This window comes from Citrobacter sp. RHBSTW-00599, assembly GCF_013784065.1.
Lineage (GTDB): Bacteria > Pseudomonadota > Gammaproteobacteria > Enterobacterales > Enterobacteriaceae > Citrobacter > Citrobacter braakii.
The window spans coordinates 2,340,342-2,352,290 of record NZ_CP056717.1; the positions used below are offsets into that span (position 1 = coordinate 2,340,342).

Consider the following 11,949-nt stretch of genomic DNA (forward strand, 5'->3'; position numbering starts at 1 on the left):
CCGGCGGGGTTTTTTTACGACTAATTGCCGGATAAGCATTGTGCATCAGGCAAATTGCCGACCCGAATTGGGCTTGATCGAGGGACATTACAGATGGATGGGATGCTGGTGCTTTATGAAGTGATGGTGGTGGGGGAAGGATTACTCAACGCGGTGCGCTTCGCCCTTCGGGTCGTTACCTGCGGCAACGCTTTCTCGCTAACGCTCGAATCGAACCTTAGTCGAAGCTTCTCATCCTTCCCGCTTGGGCAGAATATGAGACATTACAGATGGATTGGATGCTGGTGCTTTATGAGGTGATGGTGGTGGGGGAAGGATTACTCAGCGCGGTGCGCTTCGCCCTTCGGGTCGTTGCCTGCGGCAACGCTTTCTCGCTAACGCTCGAATCGAACCTTAGTCGAAGCTTCTCATCCTTCCCGTCCGGGCAGAATATGAGGCATAACAGATGGATTTGATACAGGTGCTTTATGAGGTGATGGTGGTGGGGGAAGGATTACTCAGCGCGGTGCGCTTCGCCCTTCGGGTCGTTACCTGCGGCAACGCTTTCTCGCTAACGCTCGAATCGAACCTTAGTCGAAGCTTCTCATCCTTCCCGCTTGGGCAGAATATGAGACATTACAGATGGATTGGATGCTGGTGCTTTATGAGGTGATGGTGGTGGGGGAAGGATTCGAACCTTCGAAGTCGATGACGGCAGATTTACAGTCTGCTCCCTTTGGCCGCTCGGGAACCCCACCAGGGGTATACTAATTTTATGAATCTATCGGAATGAATGGTGGTGGGGGAAGGATTCGAACCTTCGAAGTCGATGACGGCAGATTTACAGTCTGCTCCCTTTGGCCGCTCGGGAACCCCACCACGGGGTAATGCTAGTTACTGGCCTGCTTCCGTTGGAAGCGGGGCGCATCATATCAAATGATGCGCCCCTGTAAAGTATTCCGTTGATAAAAAAGAACTGGTTGCCTGATTTTTACGCGTAAAGATGTAAAGGTAACCAATTCAATTATCAATCGATTACAGAATAATCGTTCGGTTACCGTAAACAAAGACGCGTTGAGCCAGAACCTGATACAGCGCGCGGCTTAATACATTTTTCTCAACGTCGCGACCCGCACGCATCATGTCTTCCGCGGTGTAGGTGTGATCCACATGAATTACGTCCTGCATAATGATTGGGCCTTCATCGAGGTTATCATTCACGTAGTGGGCTGTTGCACCGATGATCTTCACACCGCGCTCATAAGCCTGATGGTAAGGGCGAGCGCCAATAAACGCTGGCAGGAATGAATGGTGAATATTGATAATCTTATTCGGGAAGCGTGAAACAAACGTTGGTGTTAGAACGCGCATGTATTTTGCCAGCACGACATAGTCAGGTTGGTGCGCGTCGATAGCGTCGGCCATTTTCAGGTCATGTTCGTCACGCGTTAAACCTTCGTGGCTGACCAGCTCAAACGGGATATCAAACCGTTCAACCAAAGGTCGCAGCGTCTCGTGGTTGCCGATCACAGCGGCGATTTCAACATCCAGCCCGCCATAATTGGCCTTCATTAACAGGTCACCCAGACAATGTGCTTCCTTGGTGACCAAAATGACGATACGGCGGCGTCCTGCTGGCGTTAATTCACGAATGGATCCATCTGGAAGGGCACTATCCAGATCGGCAAGCAGCGTGACGTCGTTAAAAATACCCTCCAGTTCGGTACGCATAAAAAAGCGCCCGGTCCGGTGGTCCACGAACTCATTGTTCTGCACGATGTTCAGTTCATGCTTGTAACAGATATTCGTAATGCGCGCGATCAGACCTTTTTGGTCCGGACAAATAGTACGCAGCACTTTTCGTTGTAATGAATGCATTTGCAGCGGTGATCCTGTTGAGAATGTTTGCAAAATTGATACTGTCGGGCGTTGATTAGCCGCAGCACTTTTTAAATTTTTTACCGGAGCCACAAGGGCAGGTATCGTTTCGTCCAATTTGAGGGCGTGTACCGTCTATATAGTACCACTGACCGTTTTCTTTTAAAAAACGAGAGCGCTCGATAATTGCACCTGTTTTACCTTGTTCAGAAAATCGCGCAACAAAGCTGACATAGCCGATATTTTCTGTGTCTGCCGTTTGTTGTTCAAAAACGGTCAGCCCGAGCCATTCAGTGTGGCTAAATCCTGCGATAATGTCGTCGCGAAACGCGGCTGCATGACAGTCCGGATGCCAGGTCTTGATAAGGTAATCTGCGTCTTTCATCACAAAAGCACAGTAACGAGAACGCATGAGGTGTGACGGCGTAGGTGCTACTTGCGCGCCGGACACATAACGGTAGCAACATAGGCTATACTCGACAGCGCTACCACAGGGACAAAGCTGAGACACAAAGTACTCCCTGGAATAAAAAAACGGCGTAAAAACGCCAGGGTAGCACTATGTTAACTGAGCGGTAGCGATGTTGCTACGTCTGCAAGCCAGGGGAAGTTTGTACGTACAATGAGAAAAATAAAAATTGGGCTGGCGCTAGGTTCCGGCGCGGCGCGAGGTTGGTCGCATATTGGCGTTATTAAAGCCCTAAAGCATATGGGCATTGATGTTGATATTGTGGCAGGGTGCTCCATTGGTTCGCTGGTTGGTGCAGCCTACGCATGCAATAAGTTACCTGCTCTCGAACAATGGGTTTGTTCTTTCAGCTATTGGGATGTCTTACGTCTGATGGATCTCTCGTGGCGCAGGGGCGGTTTACTGCGTGGTGAACGGGTATTCAATCAGTACCGTAATGTCATGCCGGTAGAAGCAATTGAGCAATGCACTCGCCGTTTCGCAACTGTGGCTACTAATCTGAGTACGGGTCGGGAGCTCTGGTTCACGGAAGGTGATTTGCACCTGGCTGTTCGGGCCTCCTGCAGTATTCCTGGTCTGATGTCCCCTGTAGCGCATAATGGTTACTGGCTGGTCGATGGCGCGGTGGTGAATCCCGTTCCTGTATCCTTAACTCGCGCGCTGGGCGCTGACATCGTTATTGCCGTCGATCTGCAACACGATGCGCATCTTATGCAGCAAGATTTACTCTCCTTTAACGTCAGCAGTGATGCCGAAACGGGTGATGATGTCGACGCGCTTTCATGGCGTGCCCGACTGAAAGAGCGCTTGAGCAACATAACTGCCAGGCGTGCGGTAACCGCGCCGACGGCGATGGAGATCATGACGACTTCTATTCAGGTTCTGGAAAACCGTCTGAAACGTAACCGCATGGCCGGTGACCCGCCAGATATCCTGATCCAGCCGTTTTGTCCGCAAATATCAACGCTGGATTTTCACCGCGCCAGCGCAGCAATTGCTGCTGGACAACTGGCGGTCGAGAAGAAAATGGATGAGCTTCTACCCCTGGTGAAAACCAACATCTAACGCATTTTTTATCAACACTTAAGCAAATTCTGACAGGCGTGAGTAGCAATAGCATGCCACTATTTACTAAAGCCAGTCAGGGGGGAGAATATGACGCAGCCATTGGTCGGAAAACAGATTCTTATCGTTGAGGATGAGCCGGTATTTCGCTCACTCATGGACTCATGGTTTTCCTCTTTGGGAGCGACAACGGCGGTAGCTGGCGATGGACTTGAAGCACTTGAATTACTCGGGCACTTTAACCCCGACCTGATTATCTGCGACCTGGCTATGCCACGTATGAACGGACTTAAGCTAGTAGAGTATCTGCGTAATCGTGGCGATCAGACCCCAATCCTGGTGATATCAGCGACGGAAAACATGTCTGATATAGCCAAAGCACTGCGATTGGGTGTGGATGATGTGCTGCTAAAGCCGGTCAAGGACCTGAACCGCCTGCGCGAAACCGTCTTTGCGTGTCTGTATCCGAATATGTTTAATTCACGCGTGGAAGAAGAAGAGCGGCTGTTTCGTGACTGGGATGCGATGGTTGGTGATCCTGCCGCTGCAGCGAAGCTGTTGCAAGAATTACAGCCTCCTGTGTCGCAAGTTATTTCACGATGTCGGATCAACTATCGTCAATTGGTAGCCGCCGATCAACCGGGGCTGGTACTGGATATTGCACCGCTATCGGACCATGACCTTGCGTTTTATTGTCTGGATGTGACGCGGGCAGGGGATAATGGCGTTCTGGCAGCATTGTTACTGCGGGCGCTATTTAACGGTTTGCTGCAGGAACAGCTCGCGCATCAAAATCAACGATTGCCGGAGCTCGGTGCGTTATTGAAACAGGTTAACCATTTATTGCGCCAGGCTAATTTGCCCGGACAATTCCCTTTGCTGGTGGGTTATTACCACAGCGGATTAAAAAACCTGATTCTGGTATCAGCAGGGCTGAATGCGACATTAAATACAGGTTCCCACAATGTACAAATCAGCAATGGCGTTCCGTTGGGAACCTTAGGGAATGCGTATCTTAATCAACTGAGCCAACGTTGCGAATCCTGGCAATGCCAAATTTGGGGGGCAGGTGGTCGCCTGCGCCTGATGTTGTCTGCAGAATGAACAACCGAGTGGCGTGAGAATGAAATTGGCTCACCCCCCTCATGCTGTGAGTGCTACTATCAGCGCCAGATTTATTCGTATTTATCTTAATTATACCGACGCGCGTCCTTTTCAGACCAGAAGCTTGTCGCGGTACTGATATACTTGGATGCGATACAGATTGATGAACACGTTCAATACATGAACAGTCCAGGAGAGTTTTAAATGGCTGCCCTTAATTCAAAAGTCAAAAAGGCCGTTATCCCGGTTGCGGGATTAGGAACCAGGATGTTACCGGCTACGAAAGCAATCCCGAAAGAGATGCTACCGTTGGTTGATAAGCCATTAATTCAGTACGTCGTAAACGAATGTATTGCTGCGGGCATCACTGAAATTGTACTTGTAACTCACTCGTCTAAAAATTCGATTGAAAACCACTTCGATACCAGCTTTGAACTTGAAGCTATGCTGGAAAAACGTGTAAAACGCCAGCTTCTGGAAGAAGTGCAATCTATTTGTCCGCCACATGTCACTATTATGCAGGTGCGTCAGGGACTGGCCAAAGGTCTGGGCCACGCGGTATTGTGCGCGCACCCGGTGGTTGGCGATGAGCCCGTTGCGGTTATCTTGCCGGATGTCATTCTTGACGAATACGAATCTGATTTATCACGCGACAACCTTGCCGAAATGATTCATCGTTTCGATGAAACAGGCAGCAGCCAGATTATGGTTGAGCCGGTAGAAGATGTTACCGCTTATGGTGTTGTTGATTGTAAAGGCGTTGAATTAGCGCCGGGCGAAAGCGTACCGATGGTTGGCGTTGTTGAAAAGCCGAAAGCGAATGTGGCGCCATCTAATCTGGCCGTCGTGGGGCGTTACGTCCTTAGCGCGGATATCTGGCCTCTGCTGGCAAAAACGCCTCCGGGAGCCGGTGACGAAATTCAGCTGACTGATGCTATCGATATGCTGATTGAAAAAGAAACGGTTGAAGCTTATCACATGAAGGGCAAAAGCCATGACTGTGGTAATAAGCTGGGCTATATGCAGGCGTTCGTTGAATATGGTATTCGCCATAATACTCTCGGCGCTGAATTTAAAGCCTGGCTGGAAGATGAGATGGGTATTAAGAAGTAACCTGCTGGTATTATCAGGTCTGAACGGTGCTGTTAATCCAGCACCGTTTTTTTATACCTGAACTGGGTAGGGACTGTGCGAAGTACAGGTAAAAAAAATCCCGCCACTGGCGGGATTTTAAGCAAACTATTTCTGAATTATTCTTTGATTAAGAAATCGTCCAGTTGTTTACCTTGTTCTTCCATCGCTTTTTTGATCACTGCCGGTGTACGACCCTGACCAGTCCAGGTTTTAGTTTCACCGTTTTCGTCAACATAGCTATATTTAGCCGGACGTGCAGCGCGTTTAGCTTTGGTGCCAGATTTAACAGCAGCCATGCTATTCAGCAGTTCGTTCGGGTCAATGCCGTCAGCGATCAGCATTTCACGATATTGTTGCAGTTTACGAGTACGTTCTTCAACTTCAGCAGCTGCAGCGCTTTCTTCTTCACGGCGCTCGCTAACAACAACTTCTAATTTTTCCAGCATTTCTTCAAGCGTTTCCAGAGTACATTCTCTTGCCTGCGCACGAAGAGTACGGATGTTGTTCAGAATTTTAAGTGCTTCGCTCATTGTAGTAATCTCAAACTTATATTGGGGGTGGTTTGTTGAGCTAATAATAGAGCGATAAATTCAGTTGTGCAATAGCCAGGAATGTAAGGAATTCAAAATTGCGCTTTATTTAGTATCAGAATTAATTCATCTGTCTTAAATTCTCCGCGACGTTGGGCATAAAAAAGGCTTATTGGTGAGGGGGCTTCTCAGCTGCTGAGAGTAAAAATTCAAGATTCAGGTCACATTTTATGGTGTGCAAATAGTATCTCTTTGCAGTGATTTCAACCTTTTGTATTAGTTTTGCTTACATGAATTCGCTAATACATGGCGACAGTGGGTAGATTCAATAACAATAAGGGAAGGGTTTCTTTATTGCCGTAAGAAGATAAGAGGTATGGATAAATTTCATGAGCACTATTTGTGAAAGAGTGTGTATATACCCGTCCAGTTTCAGGCTACCTGGGCTATGACTGGAGTGTACTCACGCTCCCATGTCACTTAAAGGATCGGTTATTTAGGCGACACTGAGCGAGTCTGAACGCCTATTTATACGCCTATGCAGGCAACGCTACACCGACACGTTCGTGAAATATGGTACAATCCTGCCCATATTTATTTCCCCGGGTGAGGGCCTACGGTCAATGGCACAGCTATATTTTTACTATTCTGCAATGAATGCCGGTAAGTCGACTGCATTGCTGCAATCTTCGTACAATTATCAGGAACGTGGGATGCGTGCCGTGGTATATACAGCGGAAATTGATGACCGCTTTGGTGCTGGAAAAGTAAGTTCACGTATAGGTCTGTCGTCACCTGCAAAATTGTTTAACCAAAATTCATCATTGTTCGAAGAGATTCGGGCTGAGAATGAGCAGCAAAGAATTCACTGTGTACTGGTTGATGAGTCGCAGTTTCTGACTCGACAGCAGGTTTATGAATTATCTGAAGTTGTCGATCAGCTGGATATTCCCGTGTTGTGCTACGGCTTGCGTACCGATTTTCGTGGTGAGTTATTTGGCGGCAGCGAATACCTGTTGGCGTGGTCAGATAAACTGGTTGAATTAAAAACCATTTGTTTCTGTGGGCGTAAGGCCAGTATGGTGTTGCGTCTTGATCAGGCAGGACGACCTTATAACGAGGGCGAACAGGTGGTGATTGGCGGGAACGAACGCTATGTATCGGTATGCCGTAAGCATTATAAGCAAGCACAGTCTGAGGGCTCTCTGACGGCGATACAAGAACGACACAACCACGATTAACTCTACGCGCTTCTGGGCGCTTATTAGCACAGGGTAGGCTGCGCATTCGCTAATGTTCGCTACCCTGTAAGACACTCTCCTGACGCTATTCTCGCATCCTCCTAAGCATCCTTTTACAGGTTCACCCTTTAAACGTCGCTGAATTGGTCATGTATCGATTCTGATAACGTAAGATGTAAAAAAACGGCCCCAATTCGGGACCGTTTATGGTGAAACTAAAACTTATCTGGATGAATTAAGCGGATTTCTTCGCTTTCTTCTCAGCTTTCGGAGCAGCTACTGCTTCAGTCTTAACGGCGGTTTGATCTTCGCTGTATTCACGACCGTAGTAGGTATCCATCAGGATCTGTTTCAGTTCAGAAATCAGCGGGTAACGCGGGTTAGCACCGGTACACTGGTCATCAAACGCATCTTCAGACAGTTTGTCCACGTGTGCCAGGAAGTCAGCTTCCTGAACGCCAGCTTCACGGATAGACTTAGGAATACCCAGTTCAGCTTTGATTTCTTCCAGCCAGCCCAGCAGTTTCTGGATTTTTGCAGCAGTACGGTCGCCCGGTGCGCTCAGACCCAGATGGTCTGCGATTTCAGCGTAGCGACGACGAGCCTGTGGACGGTCGTACTGGCTGAATGCAGTCTGTTTAGTCGGGTTGTCGTTTGCGTTATAACGAATAACGTTGCTGATCAGCAGGGCGTTCGCCAGACCGTGAGGAATGTGGAACTGAGAACCCAGCTTGTGCGCCATTGAGTGACATACACCCAGGAAGGCGTTAGCAAACGCAATACCGGCGATGGTTGCTGCACTGTGTACACGCTCACGCGCTACCGGGTTCTTAGAACCTTCGTGGTAGGACGCTGGCAGGTTTTCTTTCAGCAGTTTCAGCGCTTGCAGAGCCTGACCGTCGGAGAACTCAGAAGCCAGCACGGATACGTAAGCTTCCAGAGCGTGAGTGACGGCATCCAGGCCACCGAACGCACACAGGGACTTAGGCATATCCATCACCAGGTTGGCGTCAACAATAGCCATGTCCGGAGTCAGCGCATAGTCTGCCAGCGGATATTTCTGACCAGTTGCATCGTCAGTAACAACCGCAAACGGAGTAACTTCAGAACCGGTACCAGAAGTGGTGGTGACGGCAACCATCTTCGCTTTTACGCCCATTTTCGGGAACTTGTAGATACGTTTACGGATGTCCATAAAGCGCAGTGCCAGTTCTTCGAAGTGGGTTTCTGGGTGTTCGTACATAACCCACATGATTTTCGCGGCATCCATCGGGGAACCGCCACCCAGCGCGATGATCACGTCTGGTTTAAAGGAGTTAGCCAGCTCAGCACCTTTGCGTACAACGGTCAGAGTTGGGTCAGCTTCAACTTCAAAGAACACTTCGGTTTCAACGCCAGCAGCTTTCAGCACGGAGGTGATCTGGTCAGCATAGCCATTGTTAAACAGGAAGCGGTCGGTCACGATCAGCGCACGTTTGTGACCATCGGTAATCACTTCATCCAGTGCGATTGGCAGAGAGCCACGACGGAAGTAGATAGATTTCGGAAGTTTGTGCCACAACATGTTTTCAGCTCGTTTAGCAACGGTTTTCTTGTTGATCAGGTGCTTAGGACCAACGTTTTCAGAGATGGAGTTACCACCCCAGGAACCACAACCCAGAGTCAGGGAAGGCGCGAGTTTAAAGTTGTACAGGTCACCGATACCACCCTGAGAAGCTGGGGTGTTAATCAGGATACGTGCGGTTTTCATCATCTGACCGAAGTAAGCAACACGTTCTGGCTGGTTGTCTTGGTCGGTGTACAGGCAAGAGGTATGACCGATACCGCCCATCGCAACCAGTTTTTCAGCTTTAATAACGGCGTCTTCGAAGTCTTTCGCACGGTACATTGCCAGCGTCGGAGACAATTTTTCGTGAGCGAACGGTTCGCTTTCGTCAACAACTGTCACTTCACCGATCAAAATCTTAGTGGTTTCTGGTACGGAGAAGCCTGCCAGTTCAGCAATTTTGTATGCCGGCTGACCAACGATAGCCGCGTTCAGCGCGCCATTTTTCAGGATAACGTCCTGAACGGCTTTCAGCTCTTTGCCTTGCAGCATGTAGCCGCCGTGAGTCGCGAAACGCTCACGTACTGCATCGTATACAGAATCAACAACGACAACGGACTGTTCAGAAGCACAAATCACGCCGTTATCGAAAGTTTTAGACATCAGAACAGATGCAACAGCACGTTTGATATCAGCGGTTTCATCGATAACTACAGGGGTGTTACCTGCGCCTACACCGATTGCCGGTTTACCGGAGCTGTATGCTGCTTTAACCATGCCTGGACCACCGGTCGCAAGGATCAGGTTGATGTCCGGGTGGTGCATCAGTGCGTTTGACAGTTCTACGGAAGGTTGATCGATCCAGCCGATCAGATCTTTCGGTGCGCCAGCAGCAATTGCTGCCTGCAGAACGATATCAGCAGCTTTGTTAGTGGCATCTTTAGCACGCGGATGCGGAGAGAAGATGATGGCGTTACGCGTCTTCAGGCTGATCAGTGATTTGAAGATTGCAGTAGAAGTCGGGTTAGTGGTTGGAACGATACCGCAGATGATACCAATCGGTTCAGCGATGGTAATGGTACCGAAAGTGTGGTCTTCAGCCAGCACACCACAGGTTTTTTCGTCTTTATATGCGTTATAAATGTATTCGGAAGCAAAGTGGTTTTTAATCACTTTATCTTCGACGATGCCCATGCCAGATTCAGCAACGGCCATTTTCGCGAGAGGGATTCGAGCGTCTGCGGCAGCCAGAGCGGCGGCACGGAAGATTTTGTCAACCTGTTCTTGAGTGAAACTGGCATATTCACGCTGGGCTTTTTTTACGCGCTCTACAAGTGCGTTAAGTTCAGCGACATTAGTAACAGCCATAATGCTCTCCTGATAATGTTAAACTTTTTTAGTAAATCATCTGCTCGATACGAGAGTATAGACAGATCGACGAAAATTTGTGTAACGTTTTGAAAATCAAACGGTTAATTAACGTCCACTTTACCTTGATTTACTAAAAGAGCTTATACGCTAGCGCCACTTAATTCTAACGCGCTACCTCCAGGTGGCGTAAGCAAGATTACTCACTTCTGAGTAGTAATTGCGTGATCTGGATCAAAATTTCGCAAAGCTGACACCTTTCAGCAGGCCCTTTTAGCGTTTATCGGTAAGTGTTAATAAATTGATGGGGTGAATGTCATTAACATTAGCATATTTAATACATATTAATAACACTAAGTATTGGAAGTGTATTTACGTAGATATACACAGATAGAAGGTGAAGTATGCTGACAAAAGGCGTATCTTCAGCGCGGATTTTATCAATTTTTATGACTCATTTTATCCGGCTAACGCTTCGGAGCTAACCGTGATCCAAACGCTATTTGATTTTCCTGTCTATTTTAAGTTTTTCATTGGGTTATTCGCATTGGTTAACCCGGTCGGGATCATCCCTGTCTTTATCAGTATGACCAGCTATCAAACGGCTGCTGCGCGAAATAAAACCAACCTTACGGCAAACCTGTCGGTTGCCATCATCCTGTGGACTTCGCTGTTCCTTGGTGACGGTATTCTGCAGCTCTTCGGTATCTCGATAGATTCGTTCAGGATTGCCGGCGGCATTCTGGTGGTGACTATCGCAATGTCGATGATTAGCGGAAAACTGGGCGAAGATAAGCAAAACAAACAGGAAAAATCAGAAACAGCAATCCGCGAAAGTATCGGCGTAGTGCCGCTGGCATTGCCGCTTATGGCGGGGCCAGGGGCGATAAGCTCAACTATTGTTTGGGGTACGCGTTATCACAGTGCGATTAACCTGTTTGGTTTTTTTGTGGCGATTGCGTTGTTTGCCCTGTGCTGTTGGGGACTTTTTCGCATGGCACCGTGGCTGGTACGGCTGCTGGGCCAAACCGGTATCAACGTCATTACGCGTATTATGGGGTTGTTGTTAATGGCCTTAGGGATCGAATTCATTGTGACTGGAATCAAGTCCATTTTCCCCGGTTTACTTGCCTGATATTCCTCTTCGGCATCAACGGAGCCTCTTTCGGCTCCGTTTCCATTCGTTATTAGTAAAACTTCTCACTAAAGTTGAAAATCAGCATAGAAATATAAAAATATCTGATGGTTATTCATTAATTTATTCATTGATTTTATGGATATAACACTCAATGGTCCACCAGAGGGATCCCGATGTCACTGTTATTTTATTAACATCATACTCTGGGGCTTGCTGAAGGATTATCGAAATGTTATTAGTTATTTCAGCGTTTTTTTTAGATGAATGTGCTAATTAATAACCAATTGTTAAATTTATGTGCATTTTGGCGTGGTGTTGACACAGGACTGGGGAGTTAACACTGCGCGTTATGCAATATATTGATTTTTATCGTTTTATTGTCATAATCTTTCATTCGTAAGACTTTTTTAGTGAGATTTATTTCCAATAAAAGAGAATTGGTTAACAAATTTGTAAAATGTATTGGCGGTTAAGAAACGCATTTGATACTTTCCGGC

Annotated in this window: 9 protein-coding genes, 2 tRNA genes and 3 other RNA genes; 5 read left to right on the forward strand and 9 right to left on the reverse strand. The window is 47.8% G+C overall.

Translation table 11 applies throughout. The features are described 5' to 3' along the window. Positions 1-124: 124 nt before the first annotated feature. The 7 genes from HV243_RS11360 to HV243_RS11390 all read right to left on the reverse strand — a co-directional run bounded on the left by HV243_RS11360 (position 125) and on the right by HV243_RS11390 (position 2,368). Positions 125-256, reverse strand: a non-coding RNA gene (locus HV243_RS11360) — RtT sRNA. Positions 257-300: 44 nt separating this feature from the next. Continuing rightward, a non-coding RNA gene (locus tag HV243_RS11365) (RtT sRNA) lies at positions 301-432 on the reverse strand. Positions 433-476: 44 nt separating this feature from the next. Next, positions 477-608, reverse strand: a non-coding RNA gene (locus HV243_RS11370) — RtT sRNA. A 44-nt stretch (positions 609-652) separates the two neighbouring features. Continuing rightward, positions 653-737, reverse strand: a tRNA-Tyr gene (locus HV243_RS11375). Positions 738-773: 36 nt separating this feature from the next. Next, a tRNA-Tyr gene (locus HV243_RS11380) sits at positions 774-858 on the reverse strand. A gap of 156 nt (positions 859-1,014) precedes the next feature. Further along, positions 1,015-1,857, reverse strand: coding sequence for a formyltetrahydrofolate deformylase (purU, locus tag HV243_RS11385; protein ID WP_016153278.1), 843 nt, complete (start codon positions 1,855-1,857; stop codon positions 1,015-1,017). A 55-nt stretch (positions 1,858-1,912) separates the two neighbouring features. Continuing rightward, positions 1,913-2,368 carry a YchJ family protein gene (locus tag HV243_RS11390; protein ID WP_016153277.1) on the reverse strand — a complete coding sequence of 152 codons (456 nt, stop codon included), beginning with the start codon at positions 2,366-2,368 and terminating at the stop codon, positions 1,913-1,915. Between the two features lie 111 nt (positions 2,369-2,479). Here HV243_RS11390 and rssA point away from each other — a divergent pair, with 111 nt between their 5' ends. The 3 genes from rssA (at position 2,480) to galU (ending at position 5,608) form a co-directional block, all read left to right on the forward strand. After that, positions 2,480-3,391: a patatin-like phospholipase RssA gene (gene rssA, locus HV243_RS11395; RefSeq protein ID WP_016156731.1), complete on the forward strand. Its 912-nt coding sequence runs from the start codon at positions 2,480-2,482 to the stop codon at positions 3,389-3,391. A gap of 90 nt (positions 3,392-3,481) precedes the next feature. Next, entirely contained in the window at positions 3,482-4,495 is a 1,014-nt protein-coding gene (rssB, locus tag HV243_RS11400; protein WP_016153275.1) for a two-component system response regulator RssB, read from the forward strand. 204 nt (positions 4,496-4,699) lie between these two features. Then, positions 4,700-5,608, forward strand: coding sequence for a UTP--glucose-1-phosphate uridylyltransferase GalU (gene galU, locus HV243_RS11405; RefSeq protein ID WP_016153274.1), 909 nt, complete (start codon positions 4,700-4,702; stop codon positions 5,606-5,608). A gap of 137 nt (positions 5,609-5,745) precedes the next feature. Here the strand turns inward: galU and hns are convergent, their stop codons facing one another. Next, positions 5,746-6,159 carry a histone-like nucleoid-structuring protein H-NS gene (hns, locus tag HV243_RS11410; RefSeq protein ID WP_003020723.1) on the reverse strand — a complete coding sequence of 138 codons (414 nt, stop codon included), beginning with the start codon at positions 6,157-6,159 and terminating at the stop codon, positions 5,746-5,748. A gap of 623 nt (positions 6,160-6,782) precedes the next feature. On the opposite strand from hns, the gene tdk reads away from it, so the two are divergent. Further along, positions 6,783-7,400, forward strand: coding sequence for a thymidine kinase (tdk, locus tag HV243_RS11415; RefSeq protein WP_019076935.1), 618 nt, complete (start codon positions 6,783-6,785; stop codon positions 7,398-7,400). 235 nt (positions 7,401-7,635) lie between these two features. Here the strand turns inward: tdk and adhE are convergent, their stop codons facing one another. Beyond that, positions 7,636-10,314: a bifunctional acetaldehyde-CoA/alcohol dehydrogenase gene (gene adhE / locus HV243_RS11420; protein ID WP_053388567.1), complete on the reverse strand. Its 2,679-nt coding sequence runs from the start codon at positions 10,312-10,314 to the stop codon at positions 7,636-7,638. A gap of 487 nt (positions 10,315-10,801) precedes the next feature. On the opposite strand from adhE, the gene ychE reads away from it, so the two are divergent. Then, positions 10,802-11,449, forward strand: a complete 648-nt coding sequence (gene ychE, locus HV243_RS11425) for an NAAT family transporter YchE (protein WP_003020714.1) — start codon at positions 10,802-10,804, stop codon at positions 11,447-11,449. The last annotated feature ends 500 nt before the right edge of the window (positions 11,450-11,949 follow it).